This is a genomic window from Billgrantia kenyensis, from assembly GCF_013697085.1.
Taxonomy (GTDB): Bacteria; Pseudomonadota; Gammaproteobacteria; order Pseudomonadales; family Halomonadaceae; genus Halomonas; species Halomonas kenyensis.
Map to the genome: position 1 here is coordinate 21,874 of NZ_JACEFT010000001.1, position 21,557 is coordinate 43,430.

The window sequence follows — 21,557 nt, forward strand, 5'->3', positions numbered from 1 at the left end:
CTGCTCACCGAGGCGTCCCAGAGCAGCGGCGTCAATGTGGCGTACAATCCGGAAACGGGACGTATCGAAGTGGACGATGTCATCGTGCGGGGTGGCAACGTGCACATCGAGGGCCGCATCATCAATACCGGCGATGGCCTGATCGATGTCATGGCCGGCTATGGCCATATCAATATCGACAACCAGACCTCCTATGCCCTGGACCTGGCCGAGCTCAACGTGGTCAATACCGGGTCGGGGAACCTGACGATCATCGATCGGCGTCTCGATAACGGCAATGAGGTCAGGCGCCTCGAGTCCTACTATGACGAGGAAGAGGGGCGTTTCGTGGTCTCCCGCACCGGCGAGGACGATCAGTTCTTCTCCCGCGACGAGTTGATCGACTACAGCGACTTGACCTTCTCGCCCCAGCAGGGACTGCGCTACGCCTTCGAGGTGATGCAGGTCAACGAAACCCGCGAAGAGTACACCATCAGGACGTCTGCCTGGGCTGGGCTCAGTGCGCTCGCTTCCGACCCGCCCGATGAGTCCAGCAGCAGGACGATCGAGCTTGATCGTTTCCTCAAGCCGTCGGATTCCAACGAGAAGGGCTATATCTATCTCGGCAGTAGCGATCAGAGCCGCTACGAGTACTCTCGTGTCAGCGAGGAGAACAAGTCGACCCCCGGATCGTCAGGGGACGGCGTGATATACATCGGTGAGGAGGGATCGGATGATGCGATCAAGCTGGATAGCGACAATTACATTCCCAAGGGGTACTACGCCACTTCCGGGATGAACCATGTCAGCACCAACTGGATCGGCACCAAGACCTACGAGCAGACGTTCTCGCAGACCACTGTGACCCATGTCACCCACACCCACGACGTCGCCGCCGATCGCGAGGTGAAGATCAACTTCTTCGGCAAGGAAGCGGGGCGCATTCATATCGAATCCGTGGGAGACGTGGTGCTCTCCGACTCCTTGCGAAACGATACCGGCACGACGCGCATCGACACCGAAGGCAGCATTCGCTTCGCCGGCGACAACCCGGGCAACCGGGACGTCAGTGGCCGTGACGTCGTCCTGAATGCCGATGAGGGGATCGGCAGAATGCAGGTGGGCGCGGATGACGAGCCCGTCGCCGAGACACTGGACGTGGTGACGCACGGTGGATGGGTGACAGCCCACAGTGCAAGGGGCGATATCCTGCTCGGCAACTCCCTCTCTCAGCCCGATCACCTGCACATTGCCAGCGTCACGGCCGAGCGTGGCGATGTCTACCTCGAGAGCTCGCGTAGCATTCTCGGGCACGAGGCAGTCGATACCCATGTCAGTGGCCAGGCCATTACCCTGAATGCGGCAGGCAGTATCGGGGCCGGTAGCGGTCTGCTCGATTCGCTGCGCATCGACTCCAGTGCGCGTAGCGGTGAGGTGGCGGCCACCGAACGGCTTGCGGATATCGTCAATGTGAATGCCGGCGGCGATGTGAGGCTGGCGGAAGTGGATGGCGACCTGCGCCTCTTCCACCTGCAGGCCGGCGGCGATGTGCACCTGGCGATCGACGGCAGCCTGATCGATGTCAACGATATTGTCGAAATCGATGAGCGTACCTACGAGGAGCTCAAGAATGGCGTATGGCAGGCGCTTTCCCTCACCGATGAAAGCCGTGTTCAGGAAGCCATCGACAACCTGGTGGCACGGCGTACGTCCGAGTACCAGGCGTACTGGGACTACCGCCTTGCTGCATCCGATGATCGCATCGGTGAGTTGACCTATGGCGCTGATTACGAACTGATTCAGCTCGATGACCACTACGCTGTGCTGGTGAAGCGGGACGGCGACGGCAAGCTTACCGGCATCGTCGACCTGACCCCCATGGGCAGCGATGACGCAGCAACGGTGCATCAATTACTGGGCTCTGGAGCGACGGCCACTCTCGCCCGCGAAGACCTGGTAGAGGCTCCCACGACGCTTGATCTCGAGTCTATCGACGATGACGACCTGCGTCTGGCCATGGAGTCCCTGCTGGCCAGCGAGAACCGGGGCTGGCTGTTGTCGGCCCACGCGCTGGCAGGCGTGGCGTCGGGGGAGACCCTCACCTACCGGCGAGTCGTCGACTACGATGCGGACGCCAAGGTGACCCTGAATGCGCAGCAGCGTGAGGCGATCGCAGCCTCCATGCGCCAGAACCTGCGCGATGATGGCGTGCCCGAAGATGAGCTCGATGACCGGGTGGCTGCAGCCATCGAGACCATCGAGGCTTCCAGAACGCTTCGCTATCACGAGCTCCACGAGACCTTCTATGGTGCTGAAGTGCCGGCGAGCGAGCGCCCGCCGGAGTACCTGGATCTTGACTGGCAGGCGAGCATCGACGAAGCCGCTGTCACGGCTAACGTCAAGGTATGGACGGAGCAGGAGTTGCTCAGCCTGGTGGGTGAAGGGTTGCTGAAGGAAACCACCAGCACCCAGTTCGAGATCCAGGAACCCAACATCCACGCCGGCGGTGACATCCATATCACGGCGGGCGCCAATATCGGCTCCATCGATGACTATGTCGTGATCGACCTTACCGGAGGGGGGGAAGACGCGCCTTCCTTCGGGGCGCTCAGCGAGGAAGAGCGTGTCTTGCTCTCCGCGGCCGAGCGTAATGACATCACTTATCTGGAGGGGGCGCTGGTGGATGCCGAAGCCAGCTTCCGCAACCTGCAGGAGACCGGTGACGGTAGTACCGAGCTCGAGCTGGTGCGCAGCGATGGCGGCGACTGGGGAGGGCTGGACCTGGCCAGCGGCGACTGGCTCTATGTCAATGGCGATACGCTCAACTACACCGCCAACGGCATCTATTTCGAAGTCCTGGCGGTGGATGGCGATACCCTGTCGCTGAGGACGATGGCGCCGGAGGTCATTGCCGAAGAGCAGCGGAACGTTCAGCTCGGCAAGGTCATGCTGGATCCTACCGATGAGGTCAACAACGGCCGGGCCCTGAGCCATGTGGTGATCGATCAGCGCTCGGACATCCAGGTGGCATTGTCTGGCGATTCGGCGGTGTACCTGTCTGCCGGAGGCGCCATCTATCTGGGGTCCGAGGGCGATATCACCATTGCCCAGCTCGAAGCAGGTCGAGCAGAAGGCCTGGATGGAAACATCCGTATCAAGGTGCGTGGCGAGATACTCTCGCGCGATGCCACCATCATCGGTGACGGTGCCATCCTGGAGGCAGCGACGGGCGCTATCGGCAGCGAGCAGGCGCGGATAAACCTCGACCTGGGCAGCGGCCTGATCACGGCCAGGGCCCAGGAGTCGATCTGGCTGCATGCCGTGGAGAGCGCCAATATCGCTTCGCTCTTCTCGGAGCGCGGCGATATCGGTGTCAGTGCAGTCGAAAACATCATGGATGGCTTGAGCCATGATCTGCTCAAGATCCTTGCCCAGCAGGGCGACATTTACCTGGAAGCGCAGACGGGAAGCGTCGGCGCCAGCGACGGCAGCAACCCACTCGAGCTGGAGGCACGGCTCGGTGCCATCTACGTGACCGCGGCCGAAAACGTCTCGCTGCGCACCCCCGATGGCGACATGCGCATCGGATTGATCGATGCGCAGGAGGGTCGCGTGGAACTCGGCGCCGACCTTTCCATCATCAGCGCGAACCCCCTGCATGAGATGGCAGGCGACCACGATCCGCTGGCAGCCAATGTCATCGCAGACCGGCTCCAGCTGCATACCCTGCTGGGCGGGATCGGCAGCGTGGCTCAGGATCTGGTCATTCGTACCCAGGGGCGTGTCGACATCGATGCCGACAGCGGTGGCAGCGGTGCCGGCTCGATCTACGTCACCGAGCTGAGCGATGAACTCTCGCTGGGCACCGTGCGTGCCGGTGGTGGCAGGGAAGGCAGTGCCCTGGCCTTCCTGACCGCGCTGGGTTCGATCCAGAGCGTGTTGCGCCAAGACGAGGAGCACAACCTGCTCTCGGCCAACGTGCACTTGATCGCCGGTGGCGATATCGGGCGAAGCGACAAGGTCATCAAGGCCGCCATCGGCAACCTGCAGGGGACGTCCACGGGCGGCAGCGTCTACTTCGACAATACCGGTCACCTGGTCGTGCATGAGGACGGCCTGACCGCGGCGGGTGACATCGAGATCACCACCAACAGCCCCATGACGGTCAGCGAGAACCTGATCTCTCACTCCGGCAACATCTATCTCTACGCCATGGAGAGCAGCGATCCCCACGACAACGGCGATATCGTGACCTTTGCCAACGGCGCTCTGGTGGAGGCCGAGCAGGGTAGCATCTTCGTTTCCGCAGGCGACGGCATCGTCATCGAAGACGATCAAGTCGTGCTCAGGGCCTCCCGCGATATCCATCTCCGGGTGGAAACCTGGGAGACAACCCTGCTGGGTACGCGTCTCGACGATACGCAGGCTTCAAGCGTGCTGCGCGGTACGCTTGAAGCGGGTGACTCCATCGTAATGCAAGGTGGCGACGAGAAAGGCCAGCATTGGCTTATCGAAGAAGATGCGTTGCTCATCGCCACTACCGTGCGGTTGGACACCGGTGACGGCGAAAACGACTTCGAGCTGCAGGGCCGGATCGAGGCCGAAAGCGTACTGCTCAATGCCGGTCAGGACAGGGATGAGCTGTGGTTGGGCGGCTGGATCATTGCCGACCAGGTGCTGGTCCACGGCGGCGCCGGTGACGACCGCGTGACCTTCGACGGCGACCACCGGCTTGGTCGGCTGGAGGTGGACCTCGGCGCAGGCAACGACACCCTGCGCGTGCACGGCGTCATTCATGCCAGCGAAGGCATGCGCTTCGACGGTGGTGCCGGTGACGATGACCTGATGCTGCACGCCGATGAGCTGATCGGTGAGATCGAACTCTACGGCGGAGACGGCGACGATCTGATCACCGTGGTCGAGCTCAACAGCCGTGAAGACCTGCTGACCCTGGACGGCGGCAGCGGCAGCGATACCTATCGCATCGTGCTGCACCAGGGGGAGAGCGCCAACTACGAGATCACCGTGGCTGACAGCGGGGCGATCAACGACGGCGTGGACTTCCTGTTCATCGAGGGACGCGGCTTCGATGACTATACCGACATCCTCGATCGTGACTTGAACGACCACGTCGACGGCAACATGAGCGACCTGTTCCTGATCCGTCGCAACTTCATTGCGCGGATGGACGGTGATTCGACCCAGGGCGTCACCAGCGACAACGTCGAGCGCATCAACTACGGTGCCGACATCAACGGCCGCGTGACGGTCAATGGCCACGACGGCGACGACGTCTTCGTGGTGGATGATACCTCTGCGCTGATGACGCTGGATGGCGGCAACGGCAACGATCGCTTCCAGATCGGCCAGATTTTCGAGGACCACCCCAACCCCGAGGGCACCGCGGTGGACGGCTACTATGCGTCCGGGGTGCGTGTCGGCGACGAGATTCGTGTGACCCAGACCACCCTCGGCTACCTCAGCTATGGCAACAGCGAAGCCATGGTGATCTATGGCGGCGATGGCGATGACGAGTTCATCGTCTACAGCAACAAGGCGCTGCTGCGCCTGGAGGGTGAGGACGGTAACGACAACTTCGTCATCCGGGCCTTCATTGCCGGCGATACCATCGAGGTGCGCGGTGGCGAGGGCGATGACAACATCGAGTACAACATCAACGCTCCGGTGAGCATCGATGGCGGCAGCGGCTATAACACCGTGACGGTGCTGGGTACCGAAGCCGACGACAATTTCGTGATCACCGAAGACGGTGTCTTCGGCGCGGGCCTCAACATCGGTTTCGACAATGTCCAGCGCGTGCGCGTCGACGGTCTCGAGGGCGATGACACCTTCTACGTGCTGAGCACCCGGTTCGATGTGGTGACCGAGCTGATCGGCGGCGTGGGCAGCGACACCTTCATTATCGGTGGCAATGTCACCGGCCGGGTCGTGTCGGCCGATCCCGAAGGTCGCAGCAGCCTTGTCACCCACGGTTTGGTGACCAAGGACGAGGCCTATCAGCGTCTCCTGGCGGATGGGCTTCCCGTTCTCGTCGCTGACGAGGGCCAGGGGGCTGTGGTGGTCGAGCAGCCGGGCGGACATACCAGCGTGGTGGAGGGCGGTGCCGCCTCCTCCTGGTGGCTGTCGCTGGCGCTGCCATCCGAGGGGATCGCCGAGGGCACCCTGGTGACGCTTACCGTGTCGGCGGCGATGTCCTCGACCAACGATCGCAATCGCACGCCGGAAGGTGGGCGCAGTGCCGAGAGCGTCATGCTCTCGCTGACGGAGGACGGCGAGTATACCCAGGCGATCAACGTCGATTTCGAGTTCAAGGATGGAGAGTGGACGCCGCGCCAGGAGGTCTTCGTCAAGGCCCCCGAGGATGACGTGGTCGAAGGTACGCGGAGTGTGACCGTGAGCTACCTGGCCCAGGTTCAGGCACCGGGCGAGGAGGCCATTCCGGAGGTGTTGCAAGGGCTGCTGGAGCAGCCGATCAACAACACCATGGTGACGGTGTACGACGCCAGCCAGGGCGATCTGGTCTTCGATGTGCCCAACGAGAGGCTGTACCTCATCGAGGGGGATGAAACCACGCGCCAGGATGGCGAGTTCGCGCTACGCCTCTCCACGCCGCCTCAGCCGGGTGAAACGATCACCGTCACGCTGGACCTCTCCGCCTTCGGAGATCGCGTCGAGGCCGTCGGTGGCAATACCCTGACCTTCACTGCTGATAACTGGGACGAGCCGCAGGCGGTGACGCTGCGTGCCGTCGACAACGACCGGGTCGAGAATCGGCTGGATGGGCGCCTCGCCTTCGACGTGACCACCGATGCGACGGATTCGGTCTATTCCGATGCCGAACCCGGCACCGTTCGGGTCACCGTGTACGACAACGACAGCCCTTCGCTGGTGGTGCAGCAGAGCGATGGCCGGACGCTGGTGACCCAGCAGGGGGGCACCGATAGCTATACGCTGCGCCTTTCCCAGGCACCGTCCGAGCCTGTCACGGTACGCCTGTTCAGCGATGGCCTGACCGAGTTCGTCCTTGGCGAGCGTGTGGTGCTGGATGAGGTCTTCAGCGGCGAGCTGGGTGTCACCGTGCTGGCCGGCACCACGGCAGGACCGGTGCTGCGCCTCGGCGAGGGAAGCTGGCGTGAGCTGGGTCTCGATGTCGGCATGTACCTGGATCTTGTCGACGCCGAGGGCAAGGCGCTGGAAGGCAGCTTCCGTATCAACCACATCGACGCAGACGGTGATCTGCATCTGACTGGGGCGGCCGACCTCGACCATATGCTGGGCGAAACGCTGTCGTTGACCCAGGTGACCACGCCTGCCGTGGTATTCGAGGACACCAACTGGTACCAACCGGTGGTGATCGAAGTGGCGGCCGACGGACATTTCGTGGCGGCCGAGAATACCGCATACGACATGACATTCCCGCCCCAGCCCAACGTGCTGGACCGCATCCAGGGCCCGCTGATCCTCAACGGCGGCGTGGGCGATACCGACCGCTCGCTGAACGCGGCGATCATGCTGCCGGGCGAGAAGTCCGCCTACCTGGACAAGGACGGCGATGACGCGAACGTGGCACCTCAGACCGGCCTGCAGGAGGCAGAGGATACCGACAGGCTGATCATCCATGCCGATGCCAGCGTCGCCGATCTCGAGGGAAGGCTGAGCGCAACCCACCTCGGTGGCCTGGGCATGGGCGAAGGTGTGCTCCAGCAGGATGACGGCTTGGGTGGTGGCGGTACCGTCGATACCGAGCGCGGCATTCACTATTTCGGCTTCGAGGTGGTCGAGCTGCTGCTCGGCAGCGGCAGCGATGAACTGCACATCGACGCCGATCCGGTTGCCCATCATGGCGACTGGCACGTCACCGCCTCCGGTGAACTCGCGGTACTCAACCGCTCCGAGGGGCGCTGGCTGGATGACGGCTTCCGCCGTGGCGACAGCCTGCTGATCGGCGGCGAGCGGTTCACCGTGCTCGATATCACCCAGGGCGGGGGGTTGCTGCTCGATCGGCCCATGGCGGTGCTGCCGCCGGCGGGATCTGCGCCGGTGATCCGAGAAATGCCGCTGACCGTGGTCCACGGTGGAGGCGGTGATGACAAGATCACCATCGTGGGCGGTTACGAGGCGCAAATGCCGCTGATCGTCTTCGGCGACACCTCGCGCAGCGGCGAGCGCTACAGCGCCGTCGGTGGTCAGCCATCTCGTCTGGCCCAGCCGTTCTCCCATCCGGGCAACAACCTGCTGGACGCCAGCGGCGCCATCGGCGGCGTGGTACTGGTGGGGGGAGCCGGCAACGATACCCTGATCGGCGGTGCCGGCAACGACCAGCTGTTCGGCGGGGGCGGCAGCAATACGTTGGACGCTCGTGCCGGCGGCAACAATCACCTCTACGGCAACGGCAGTATCGACGTCGACCTGAGCGTGCGCCTCTCCCAGGCGGATCAGGTGATGACGCTACACTCGGCCACCGGCGACGTGGATCATGCGACCGGTGACCGTCTGGTGGCGGGCAATAACCATCTCTATGGCGGAGACGGCAACGATATCCTCATCGGCGACCATGGCGTGATCGAACTGGAAGCGAACGAGGGCATCGCCAACCTGCGCCTGCTCGACAGCCAGCGGGTGATCTCGGTGCACAGCACCGACCCGGCGTCGTATGGTGACAACCACCTCGAGGTGAGCGGTGGACGCAACATCCTGATCGGCGGCAGCGGGAACGACACCCTGCTGGGAGGCAGCGGTGACGATATCCTGTTCGGGGATCACGGTGACGTCTACTTCGGTGAAGCCAATGCCTTCGACCGCATCGTGCTGGCGACCACTCGCGTGGAGCAGCATGACGGCCATGACATGCTGGATGGTGGCGGGGGCAACAACGTCATCTTCGGCGGCCAGGGCAATGACATCATCGCGGCAGGGCATGGAAGCAATACCGTGCTCGGTGATCTGGGTCGGGTGGAGTGGGACGAAGCCGGCAACATCGTGCGCGTGGTGTCCACCGATCCGGGCCGCAGCGGCAACAACCGCGTCAGCCTGGGCAATGGCGGCAACCTGGTGATCGGTGGCAGCGGCAATAATGAGATCGAGAGCGGCGACGGCAACGACCTGCTGGCCGGGGACCACGCCGAGGCGCTGTTCGATGAAAATGGCGTCATTGTCAGCTTCACTTCGCGGCATTTCAGCTACGGCGGAAATGACACCATTACCAGCGGTGCAGGCAATGACTGGATCATTGGCGGCCATGGCAACGACACCATCACGGTGACGTCGGGCGACAACGTGGTGCTCGGCGACAATGGCCGGATCCTGGCCCGCGACGGTATCCGCCAGCGCGTCGAAAGCCTGGATACCCGAGCCTCGACCGGTGGCAACGACGTGATTCATGTCGGTACCGGCAACGACCAGGTCATCGCCGGGGTAGGCAACGATCGCGTGACCAACGTGGCGGGCGAGACCGTGATCATCGGTGACGTCGGCGTGATCCTCAGCGATGCCAGCGGGCGCTACACCATGGCCGAGACCGGCCGCACCGACTTAGGGGGGGACAACCATCTCTATGGTGGTTCCGACCGCGACATCATGTTTGGCGGTCGGGGCAACGACTACCTGGATGGTGGCCCCGGTAACGACATCCTGTTCGGCGACTTCGGACGCGTGACCCGCACCTCGACGATGATCACGGTGGAGACCACCAATCACTTCGAAGGGGGCAACGACACGCTGATCACCGGCCCGGGACGTAACATTGCCATTGGCGGGGCCGGCAACGACAAGTTCGACGGTAACTTCGACCTGGACACCATGATCGGCGAGTACGCGCGGATTCGCATCATGCTCAGCGGCAGTGGCGAAGCCGAGCAGATCACCTCCATCGTGACCCTGGCCCAGGGGCGTCTCGACCTGATTCGCCAAGCCCAGCAGGAGTTGTATGAGGAAGAGCGGGACACCGCCGATGTGCTGGGTTGGCTGGACGTGACGCCTCAGGGGCTGTTGGGCAACGACAACCTCTACACCAGGCAGGAGCCGACCCAGTACGGTACCCAGGGGATGGACGGGCTGCGCAAGTTGATCGATGACTGGGTAGAGCGTCAGCAGGGTGCAGGCAGCGCTGCGCTACGCTCGAGCGTAGCCGCCTCGGTGGCTACCAGTGTCGCTGAAAGCGCCTCGACGCCGGCCCCCGACGCCACCGCGCCGGAGCAGGCCGCAGCTCAGGAGAGCGATGAAGAGGCTGTCGAGGAAGCTGTCGAGCATGAAGCAGAGGGCGAGCTCGAGGCGCCGCAGGCCGAGGAGCAGGAGTCACTGCCTGACCCGGACGATGCCGAGGCAGCCGTTGAGTTCGGCGGAGAGACCGGCCTGGAAGCTGCCGGCCTGCTGGGTGCCCTGGCCGGCGCCAGCGGCTGGGGCGTGGCACGCCGCGGCGGCAGCTCGACAGTGAATGCCACTGGCATCGAGGCGCTGCGCCGCGCCCAGGCCGCCAGCGAGTGGCAGCGTCTGGTGGGCATGACTCCGGGCCTGCAGCAGGAGGAGGGTGATGACGACAAGTGAAGGCCAGTTCGATCGAGCCGCCCAGATGCGTGACTTTCTGGCCGGCCTGGCCATGCCCTTCAGCCTCGAGCAGTCGGCCAAGTGCCGGCCCGGGCGGTGGTCTCGCCAGCGCTATCTTTTCAGTACGCCTGTGGATGCGCTAGGCCCGGACAGGCTGGCTCGTGAGCTGCCCCGGCTGCTTGCCTCGCTTGGCATGGGTGAAGGCGATGCCGCTGCCTTCCTCGACGGCATGCAGCTGCCTTCCGGTGGGCTCGCCCACTACCTCCATCTTGGTGTCGAAGACGGTCGTCCCAAGGCCTACTGGGAGGCGAGTCAGCCGCCGACGCTCGGGCCTGGAGAGCGCTTCGTGCTCTACCGAGCGTGGAAGTGGTGGCCGGGAGAGGAGGCCGCCGTTTCGGATTATGTGCTGGTGCCCACTGCCGGCGAGGCGCGTCAGGCGATCCAGGCGCTGCTGGCCGACCTTCCGATGGCGATGACTGATCTACTCGAGCAGCTCGAGGTGAGCTTTGCGCTCAGCCAGACTCCCTGGCCGCCGCTGACGGTGCGAATCGAAGAGCGACGTGGTGAAAGCCCTACGCCTCGCCACTCCTTGAATCTCCACCTGTATGGCGCACGGCTTCCCTTGGGTGCGTTCGCCGGCCTGGTCATGGGCTTGAAGCGCGAGTGGTCCAGTGCGCCACGCCAGGCGACCGTCGACTGGGTGGCGGCTCATGGCGACGAGCTGTTGAGCAACTTGTCCTTCGGCTACGGCGAGGATGGCAAACCTTTTCTGACCTGTTATCACGGTACACGCCTGTGCAGGCCGGCAGCGAGTGAGGAATGATGCAACTGGCCGATAATGCAGCGCTGGCCATCGAGACGTGGCGAGAACAAGTCGAGAGCGTTCAGGTCTGGTTGGCCAGGCACTGCGAGCAGGCACCCAGCCCAGACGGGGCGAGCGTCACCCAGGGGGTGGTGCTGTGGCGTCAGGGCGAGCAGTGGCAGCCGGTGGCCCTGTGGCCAAGCCAGGCCGATGGCGCCGTGCTGCTTGCGCTCGCCGACGACGTGCGTGAGGCTCGGCGCGGGCTGGTCAGTCAGCCCGATGATGCCAGTCTGGCCATCGGCTATCCGGTGCGCCAGCTGGCCTCTGGTGGCGCCGGTTCCCAGGACGGCGCCCTGCTGGGGGCCGTGGCGCTGCGTATCGCCATGCCTGAAGCGATGCGTGGCAAGGAGGCCGCGACGCAGGCAGCGCTGGTACCGCTGATGCAGCGCCTCGAGGACGGGGTCGCCGCGCTCGAGCGCGACGCCCTGGAGCGTGCCTACCGCGGCGAGCATTTGCACCAGGAGAGGCTCGGCCAGCATCTCGCCCTGCTAGCCGCCGTGCTGGCCGAAGCCCGCTATGTTGGTGCCGCCATGCAGCTGGTGTCGCGCCTGGCCAGTCACTTCGAGGCCGAGCGGGTCAGCCTGGGCTGGCGCCGTGGGACGCGTACCCGGGTGGAGCAGATTTCCCACAGCGCCCAGTTCAACCGCAAGATGAACCGCATTCGGGCCACCGAAACCGCCATGGACGAAGCCCTGGACCAGCGCGGCAGTGTCGCCTGGCCGGCACCGGCCTCACCGGGACTCCAGCACAGGGTGTTGCGGGCCCAGGCCAGCCTGGGCGACATGACCGGCCTGGGGGCGGTCGTCAGCGTGCCGTTGCTGGATGAGGCCAAGCCGCTGGGTGCTGTGACCCTGGAGCGTGACCGCCCCTTCAGCGATCAGGAGGTAGCGGCCCTGGAGAGCCTGCTGGCGCTGTGCGGGAGGGCGCTGGAGGAGAAGCGTCGCAACGACCGCCCACTTCCGCTCAAGGCGCTGGTGGCCTGTGGCGAGCAGCTGGGCCGCCTGCTGGGTCCGGGCTACCTTGGCTACAAGCTGACCGGCCTGGTGCTGGTGGGGCTGGTGGGCTTCGCTACCTTTGCCACCGGGGTCGATCGCATCGCGGCGGATGCGATTCTCGAGAGCCGCGAGCAGCGGGTGATGACGGCGCCGTTTCGCGGCTATATCGACAATGCGCTGGTGCGCCCCGGCGATCGGGTCGAGGCGGGACAGCCCCTGGCCAGCATGGAGACCCGTGAGCTGCTGCTGGAAGGTCTGCAGTGGCAGAGCGAGCTGGCCAAGTTCGAACGTCAGGAGCAGGAGATGCGCGCACGCGGCGATCGCGCCGGCCTCAATGTGCTTGCGGCCCAGCGCGATCAGGCCCAGGCGCGGCTGGCGCTGGTCGATTCTCGCCTGGAGCGCGCCACGCTGCTGGCTCCCTTCGATGGTGTGGTGGTCAGCGGCGACCTCACCCAGCGCCTGGGCGGTGCGGTGGAGCAGGGCGAGGAGCTGTTTCGCGTGTCGCCTCTCGATGACTTTCGTATCGAGCTCGAGGTACCCGAGGGGCGCATCGACGACGTGAGGGTGGGCCAGCACGGCGAGCTGCTGCTGGCCGCCATGACCGGCCAGCGCATGCCCTTCGTGATCGAGCGGATCACGCCTCAGTCGCGCAGCAGCGATGGCAGCAGCCGCTTCGTGGTCGAGGCCAGCCTGTCAGATCAAGGAGAAGCGCTGGGGGGCGAGGCGCGGCGCGAGCTGCGGCCGGGCCTGCAGGGGGTGGGCCGGATCGAAGGCGGGGAGGATCGGCTGATCGTCATCTGGACCCGGGAACTCATGGACTGGCTGCGCCTGATGCGCTGGCGCTGGTGGGGCTGAGGCATGGCAGGCCCGCTGTTCAGCCAGCATTGGCACCGGGTGGCCGATCTGCGCCTGCGTCTGCGCCACCATGCCAGCCTGCAACGTCATGAGTATCGCGGCGAGCCCTGGTATGTGCTGCACGACAGCCTGACGGGGCAGGTCCACCGTTTCACGCCGGAGGCCTACCAGATCATCGGTCGGCTGGACGGCGAGCGAACCCTGCGCGAGATCTGGGACCAGGCCAGCGCCGCGCTGGGGGATGCCATGCCCACCCAGCAGGAGCTCATCGCCTTGATCGGGCGCTTGCACGGGGCCAACGTGCTGTCGGGCCATGGCGACATCGATATCGACGAGCTCTCCCGCCGGCAGGGCAAGCAGCGGCGCGGCAAGTGGCTGCAGCTGATCCGTTCGCCCCTGGGCATTCGCATCCCCCTGCTCGACCCGGAGCGCTTCGTCGCCGCCAGCTACCCCTTCGTCCGCCCCTTTATCAGCCCCTGGGGCGGGGCCGTCTGGTTGTTGACCCTGACCTTGGCGCTGGTGGTGGCAGGCATGCACTGGCAGTCGCTGACCGATAACCTGGCTGACCGGGTCTTCGGCGTGGGCAACCTGCTGCTGCTGGCATTGATTTACCCACTGATCAAGGCGCTGCATGAGCTGGGCCACGCCTGGGCGACCAAGGATGCCGGCGGCGAAGTCCACGAGATCGGTGTCATGCTGCTGGTGTTCTTTCCTGTGCCCTATGTGGATGCCAGTGCCGCGGCGGCATGCCCCGACAAGGGCCGACGCATGCTGGTAGGGGCTGCCGGCATCATGGTGGAGCTGTTTCTGGCCTCATTGGCCATGCTGGTCTGGGCCGTGGCGGAGCCGGGGTTGCTGCGGGCGGTGGCGTTCAATGTGATGTTGATTGCCGGCGTTTCGACGCTGCTGTTCAACGGTAATCCGCTGCTACGCTTCGACGCCTACTACGTGCTGGCGGACTATCTCGAGATCCCCAATCTGTTCAATCGGGCCAACCAGCAGCTGACCTATGCGGTAAAGCGCTACCTGCTTGGCCGTCGAGACGTGACCGGCCAGGCGGGTTCGCTACGCGAGGCATGCTGGCTGGTCGGCTATTCGCTGGCGTCCTTCACCTACCGCCTGTTCATCATGGTGGCCATTGCCGTGTTCGTGGCCACCCAGTACCTCTTCATCGGCGTCATTCTCGCCCTGTGGTCGGTGACCATGACGCTGCTGCTGCCTCTATTCAAGCTGCTGAAGGCCATGACCGTGGATGACTCACTGCAAGGCTCCCGCCGCCGTGCCTGGAGCTGGATGTTCGGCGCCCTGGGGCTTGTCGCGCTGCTGTTGTTCGTGGTGCCGCTGCCCTATGCCACGCATGTGCATGGCGTGATTGACAGTCGTGAGCCGGCCCAGGTGCGAGCCGGTGTCAGCGGTGTCATCGCCGAGCGCTGGGTGGAGGATGGCCAGCAGGTGGCGGCCGGCGATCCGCTGATGCGCATCGCCGCGCCGGAACTGGACGTCGAGGTGCAGTTGCTCGAGGCGCGCCAGCGCGAGATCGAGCAGGAGCTGCTGGCCAGCGTGCGCGACACCCAGGCCCGCGCGATCCTGCGTGAAACGCTGGTGCCGGTGGAGCGTCAGCTCGATGATGCACGTCAGCGTGCTTCTGCCACGGTACTCTCGAGCCCACACTCCGGACTGCTGCTGATGCCGGAAGGTGTGCCTGCACTAGGCAGCCACCTGCAGCGTGGGGCTGCCGTTGCCGTCGTGGTGCGGCCGGAGGATCTTCGCGTGCGTACCCTGTTGCCCGCCCATCAGGTCGAGCGGGTGCGCAGCGACACTCGCGAGGTGCGGCTGCGCCTGCCTGGCCATGAGCGAGATGCGCCCGGCGAACTGGCATGGGTCTCGCCCAGCTCGGATCATGTCATCCCGAGCCCGGTGCTCAGCGTCGAGGGCGGCGGTCGGGTGGCGGTGGACCCCGCCAACCGGGGAGACGATGGCGCGCCCAGGGCGTTTCGCCGACACTACGTGGGCGACTTCAGCGCCGCTGGCCTATTGGCAAGCAACCTGCCGCTGCACCTGGGCGGGCGGGTCCATGTGCGTATCGAGCATGCACCGGAGCCTGTCGGCTATCGTCTGTGGCGCGACACGCGCCGCTCCTTCCTGCGGCTGTTCGAGCGATGAGGTTCGCGGCATGGCACTGCTGAAGCTTCCCGCCGATGTGCTGGCGCGACCCGAGCGGGCGTTGCTCCCTCCGAGCAGCCTGGAGCGACCCTGGCACTGGCTCAGGTCACGGTTGCACCGCCCGGTAGCGCTGCGTCGCCTGGGGATGCGTGCCCAGCTGCCAGGCATCCATCGCCACGCCGCGCGCCTGGCCGCCCTGGACGCGGACGCGCTGAGGGCCGACGGTGAGGCGCTGCGTCATCAGCTGGCGCGGCGCGGCATCACGCCGAGCCTGGCGCGGCATGCCTTCGCCCTGGTGCGGGAGATCTCCCGTCGCGAGCTGGGCATGGCGCATCATGATGTGCAGCTGTTGGGCGGCCTGGCCATGCTGGATGGCCGAATTGCCGAAATGCATACCGGGGAAGGCAAGACGTTGACTGCCACGTTGCCTGCGGCCACGGCCGCCCTGGCCGGGATTCCCGTGCATGTCATTACCGTCAATGACTATCTCGCCGCACGCGATGCCGAGCTGATGACCCCGGTCTACCGAGCCATGGGGCTCAGCGTGGCGGCGGTGGTCCATGAGATGCCGCCCGGCGAGCGTCGCGCGGCCTATGCTTCGGATGTGGTCTACTGCACCAACAAGGAGCTGGTCTTCGACTACCTGCGCGATACCCAGCAGCTGGGGCGCAATCGCCATCCGCTGCATGCCCATGCGGCACGCCTGGCGGGTACGCTGAGCGACACGCGCCTGCTGCTACGAGGGCTGCACTTCGCGATTGTCGATGAAGCCGACAGTGTCATGCTCGACGAGGCGCGCACGCCACTCATCCTTTCCGGTCCTTCCGGCAGCGAAGCGATTGACTTGGCGTTGCTGGACGAGGCGCTGGCCATGGCCGGCGAGTTCGAGGAAGACCGGCACTTCGTGCGTGAAAGCGGGCATATTCATCTCACCGAGCGCGGCCGGCAACGGCTGACGGAGCTGGCATCGAGCGGCTGGGCGGGTCGCTCACGGCGCGAGTGGCTGATCCAGCAGGCGCTGCTGGCGCGCCATCATTTCCATCGCGACCGCCACTATCTGGTGCGCGACGGCAAGGTGCAGATCATCGACGAGCACACCGGCCGGGTGATGGCGGATCGCAGCTGGGAGAAGGGGCTGCAGCAGATGATCGAGCGGCTAGAGGGGTGCGAGCCGAGCGAGCCCAACGTGACGCTGGCACGTCTCACCTACCAGCGCTTCTTTCGCCGCTATCATCATCTTTCCGGCATGACAGGCACGGCGCGGGAGGTGAGACAGGAGCTCTGGCAGACCTATCGCCTTCGCGTGGTGGCGATTCCACCGCACCGCCCCAGCAGGCGGCAGTACTGGCCGACGGTGGCGGTAGGGCGAGCGGAGGAGAAGTGGCGCTGGATCTCCAAGAGGGTAAAGGACATGAGTGACCAGGGCCGAGCGGTGCTGGTGGCCACGGTCAGCCTGGCCGATTCCGAAGCCCTTTCCCGGTGGCTCGACGAGGCTGGGGTCGTGCATGCGATGCTCAATGCGCGTCAGGATGCCGATGAGGCGGCAACGGTTGCCCTTGCCGGGCGCGCGGGCGCCGTGACCGTGGCCACCAGCATGGCAGGACGGGGGACCGATATCTCCCTCGACGAGGCGGTGAAGTCGGCCGGCGGTCTGCATGTCATCGTTGCCGGCCACCATGATGCCTCCCGGGTCGACCGCCAGATCGCCGGTCGCTGTGCACGGCAGGGCGACCCGGGCAGCGTGGAGTTCGTGGTCTGCGACGAGGATGAACTGCTCGATGAGCTTGACGGCTGGCAGCGTCGCCTCGGGCCGCTGGCGTCGCGCTTGAAGCTTGCCCAGCGCAAGCGCGAAGCGCGCCATGCCCGTGACAGGGCGCGGCTGCTGGCAGCCGACTGGCAAGAAGGTGAACAGCTGGGGTTCAGTGGGAAGGCGGAGTGACGGGGGGGGCTGCAATAAGCGCCGCCTCTATCCAGACAACTCGATTGGGAAAGTCTATGAATGGGATCAGCCATGTTGGCGTCTTGTCGTCGTTGGTACTGCTTGCAGGCCTATGGGGGGGCGGGGTGCTGGCCCAGGAGAATGGTGCGGCGGGCTTTGGCGAGCTGAGCTGTCTGGTGGAGCCAGGCAGGCAGGCAACGCTGTCCAGCCAGGTGCCGGGTGTCATTGAAGCCATCCAGGTGGAGCCTGGCGATCGGGTCGAGCCTGGCGACACCCTGTTCACACTCAGGCGTGACGTCGAGCTTGCCAGTGTGGCGCTCGAGCGTGCTCGGGCGGACTATGCCGAGCGCAGGGTCCAGCGCAACCAGCGTATGATCGAGCGCGGCATGCTCAGCGAGAGTGAGCGCGACGAGATCGATACCGACATGCGCCTGGCCAGTATGCAGGTCAACCTGGCCAATGCACGCCTGGAACAGATGACGCATCGCGCCCCGTTCGCCGGCTTGATTACCCAGCGACTGGCGGAAGAGGGAGAGTACATCGACGCCACTCCGGTGCTGGAGCTGGTCCAGCTCGACCCGCTGCGCATCGAGGCGGTGATGCCACTCACTGCGTTTGGTGCCGTTGCCGCAGGTGACACACTCGAAGTGTCGCTGTTGGCCCCGGCAGGGCGTGAGGTCACGGCGCAGGTGCAGCGCGTCGACAGCGTGATCGATGCATCAAGCGGGACCTTCGGGGTGGGGCTGGTACTGGAAAATCCGGAAGGCCGGATTCCCGCCGGCATCAATTGCCGCCTTGGAGTCGTCAATTGACCCCCGCGTTGGGCGCTCAACGAAGCGGTGAGCGCGCCTCCTGAAGTCAATGGAAGTCATTTCCACGCACCAAATGGGGCCAGGGCTGCTTTTCGTGTCACAGATTCGTGCATCAGTGGGCCTGGGAGGCAAAGTGTCGCAAAGCGGGTGAAAAATCGACAAAGCTGGGGCATGATGTTTCTGGTAGTCACACAGGAGATACGCCATGCCAACTAAAAGCAACGATCTGACTTGTGAAGTGATCAGTCACTGGGCTTCTCATGCCTTGGCTCAACGAGCGGCACATGATGCCGTCGTGGCTTACATTCGCTAAGCCCGCTTCCAACCAAGCATAGGGCCAGGGAGGGTCCTGATCACTGCCTCCTTTGCTTAACAGCTATTCCTGCCTCTCGATCCCGCTGTGTTTTTCCCCTCATTGCTGCGTCAATATCGGCTCATGCCCCGCTACCGTCACCTAGGTGGTATTTCTATACAACCTTTAACTACTGTATGGATGTTCAGGCTATAGCCTGACAGTTTTACGTGCTGAGGCTGACGATCTATTATTGCTGAAACCCTTGTGCATCGGGCTTGTTGGCAAGTTAGTGTGTAAAAGTTTGACGAATGTCAAATATTTTCATTCTGTACGCTTCTTGTACGATGATATGCTGTCACTAAATTACGAAAATCGTATTAGTCGACGCACCAGGGAGCCTGACGTGCCACATAATAACGACAAGCACCCCGGGGCAGGTGGCTCAGGTGGCTGGCGTGAGATTCTCAAGGGCTCCTACGAGTCGCTCTCCCACGAGCTGAAGCACTTTTATACTGCCGTGGAGCAGAGTCCACTTGCCACCGGCATCACGGACCCCAGTGGGAGGCTGCTGTACGTCAACCAGCGGTTCGTTGAGGTGACTGGCTACAGTCGCGAGGAGCTGCTGGGCAATACCCCAGGCATGATCAAGTCGGGAAAGACGGACAGAAGCACTTATCAGGCCATGTGGGCGACGCTTCGCAAAGGTCAGGTATGGCGCGGCGAGCTTCTCAATCGGCGCAAGAACGGCGAGGAGTATTGGGAAGACGAGCTGATAACACCGATCGTCGATGATCAGGGTAAGATCACCAGTTTCGTGCTGGTCAAGCAGGACATCTCCGCCCGCAAGCGGCAGGAGGATCAGCTGAGCATGATGGCGACGGCCTTCGAGACGGGCCAGGCCACCCTGATAGCCGGTGCGGATATGCGCATCGAGCAAGTCAACCAGGCGTTCACCCAGATTACGGGATATTCCGCCGACGAAGTCATCGGCGAGACGCCGCGGATGTTCAAGTCCGGCCGCCATGGCCCCGAATTCTATGCTGAGCTGTGGAAGACCCTGCGCGAGACGGGGCATTGGCAAGGTGAGATCTGGAACCGCAACAAGCAGGGCAAGATCTACCCCGTCTGGCAGTCGATCACGGCCGTGAAAGAAGAGCGCGGCGAGGTCAGGCACTACGTTTCCGTATTCCATGACATTGCCGATCGCAAGAGTGTGGAGAGGGAGCTGGCCGAGGAGGCGACGCGGGATCACCTGACGGGGGCTGCCAATCGGCGCGCCTTCGACAGGGCCCTGGTCACGGCGGTCAGGGCCGCACGTGAGCAGGGCGCCGAAATAGCCCTGTTGCTCTTCGATATCGACCATTTCAAGTCGGTCAATGACCACCATGGCCACGAGGTGGGAGACCGTATTCTGCTGGCGTTGACCGAACTCGTGCAGAAGCGTCTGCGCAAGAACGATCTGCTGGCACGCTGGGGCGGAGAGGAGTTCACCTTGTTGCTGCTCGATACCCCGCTCAAGGGGGCCTGGCAGCTTGCCGAACGGCTCAGGCACGATATCGAGCACGCCAGGTTGCCGGGCCCCCGGGTTACGGTCAGCATTGGCTTGACCGGCTACCGCTCCGGCGACAGTGCCCGTGATCTGATCCAGCGCGCCGATGCTGCGCTTTATCGGGCCAAGCGCAGCGGACGTAATCGCGTCGAGGTGAACGGAGACAAGCAGGAGCTGGGCTCGGTAGTCGACTTATCGCCCCAGGCGGGCCGGCCGCGCTTCATCGACGACTACGGTCGTATATCCCAGCGTTCTCAATTGACTCGCTGGCTGGAACAGTTCTTGTCGGCTGCCCGTGAGCGTAACGGTTCGCTGACGGTGTGTGCGCTGGATGTGGACCACTTCAAGGGGCTCAACGAGCGACTCGGGCCGGCGCGGGCAGACAGATTGATGCTGCTGTTGGCTCATCGCCTCAATCGTCAGCTGGGTGAGCAAGACCTTATCGTGAGGACGGGCGGCGATGAGTTCGTGCTGCTGTTGAACGATCTCGAAAGCGATTCCGCCATCAAGCGGTTGCTCGAGGTCATCCGTCAACCTTTCACCCTCAGCAAGCGTCCGGTTGCCCTCACCGCGAGCCTGGGTGTAGCCAGCTTTCCCATCGACAAGGTCGAGGCCGATGGCCTGCTGCGCCATGCGCAGCAGGCGATGTTCCGTGCCAAGCAGATGGGGCGCAACAATTTCCAGCGCTTCGACCCGGGGCAGGATCGTCGGATCCAGCGCTCGCAGGCGCAGCGCCGACGTGTACAGCAGGCCATCGACAGAGGCGAATTGATCCTCCATTTTCAGCCCCAGATCGACATGACCCGTGCCGAAGTGGTGGGGGTCGAGGCGTTGGTGCGTTGGCAGCACCCTGAAAAGGGGCTGCTGGCGCCGGCGCAATTTCTGCCCTTGATAGAAGGCACCTGGCTGGAGCATGCCCTCGGAGAGTGGGTGCTGGCGACGGTGATGCAGCAGTTGGCCTGCTGGAAGAGCGAGGGCTGTCACCTGCCGGTGAGCGTCAACATCAGTCCGTCCCATCTACTGGCATCGAATTTCGTCGATCGGCTTTCCGGACTTCTGGCCAGCATGCCGAGCGTCTCGCCGTCGCGGCTCAAGATCGAGGTCATCGAGACGGCGGCCATGCACGATATCGGCAAAGCCATGGAAGTCATCTCGGAATGCCAGGCGATGGGGGTACAGGTGGCCATCGACGATTTCGGTACGGGCTTTTCCTCGTTGACCTACCTCAGGCAGCTGCCGGTCGATCTGATCAAGGTCGACAAGAGTTTCGTCAGCGACATGCTGGTCGATGCCAGTGATCGAGCCATCGTGGAGAGCGTGATCTTCATGGCCAGGCGCTTCAACAGAACGCTCCTGGCCGAGGGCGTAGAGAGTCTCGAGCATGCGTTGGCACTGCTCAGGCTGGGCTGCCCGCTAGCCCAAGGGTATGGCATCGCCAGGCCGATGCCTGCCGAAGCGCTGAATGCCTGGCTGGCGGAATGGCCGCGGCGCGAGGAGTGGCAGCGGCTGGCCAGCTTCGAGGCTTGAGTGTTTCGCCCATGTCGT

At 64.2% G+C, this 21,557-nt stretch carries 7 protein-coding genes (1 of these 7 running past the window's edge); all 7 read left to right on the forward strand.

Annotated elements, in window-relative coordinates:
- A protein-coding gene (locus H1D44_RS00035) for an LEPR-XLL domain-containing protein (RefSeq protein ID WP_181512804.1) crosses the window boundary here: on the forward strand, positions 1-10,542 show its final stretch. It extends 15,480 nt beyond the left edge of the window; 10,542 of the gene's 26,022 nt are visible here — the last part of the coding sequence; its start codon lies beyond the left edge, outside the window; it ends in the stop codon at positions 10,540-10,542.
- A complete protein-coding gene (locus H1D44_RS00040; RefSeq protein WP_181512805.1) occupies positions 10,529-11,365 on the forward strand; it encodes a hypothetical protein in 837 nt (278 codons plus the stop codon). The genes H1D44_RS00035 and H1D44_RS00040 overlap by 14 nt, the downstream gene beginning before the upstream one ends.
- Positions 11,362-13,254 carry a GAF domain-containing protein gene (locus H1D44_RS00045; RefSeq protein ID WP_181512806.1) on the forward strand — a complete coding sequence of 631 codons (1,893 nt, stop codon included), beginning with the start codon at positions 11,362-11,364 and terminating at the stop codon, positions 13,252-13,254. Before H1D44_RS00040 ends, H1D44_RS00045 begins: the two co-directional genes overlap by 4 nt.
- Positions 13,255-13,257: 3 nt before the next feature.
- Positions 13,258-15,417 carry an HlyD family efflux transporter periplasmic adaptor subunit gene (locus tag H1D44_RS00050; RefSeq protein WP_181512807.1) on the forward strand — a complete coding sequence of 720 codons (2,160 nt, stop codon included), beginning with the start codon at positions 13,258-13,260 and terminating at the stop codon, positions 15,415-15,417.
- Between the two features lie 10 nt (positions 15,418-15,427).
- A complete protein-coding gene (locus H1D44_RS00055) occupies positions 15,428-17,356 on the forward strand; it encodes a preprotein translocase subunit SecA (protein WP_181512808.1) in 1,929 nt (642 codons plus the stop codon).
- 56 nt (positions 17,357-17,412) lie between these two features.
- Positions 17,413-18,168, forward strand: coding sequence for an efflux RND transporter periplasmic adaptor subunit (locus H1D44_RS00060; protein ID WP_181512809.1), 756 nt, complete (start codon positions 17,413-17,415; stop codon positions 18,166-18,168).
- Between the two features lie 698 nt (positions 18,169-18,866).
- A complete protein-coding gene (locus H1D44_RS00065) occupies positions 18,867-21,539 on the forward strand; it encodes a sensor domain-containing protein (RefSeq protein WP_238984335.1) in 2,673 nt (890 codons plus the stop codon).
- Positions 21,540-21,557 lie beyond the last annotated feature (18 nt).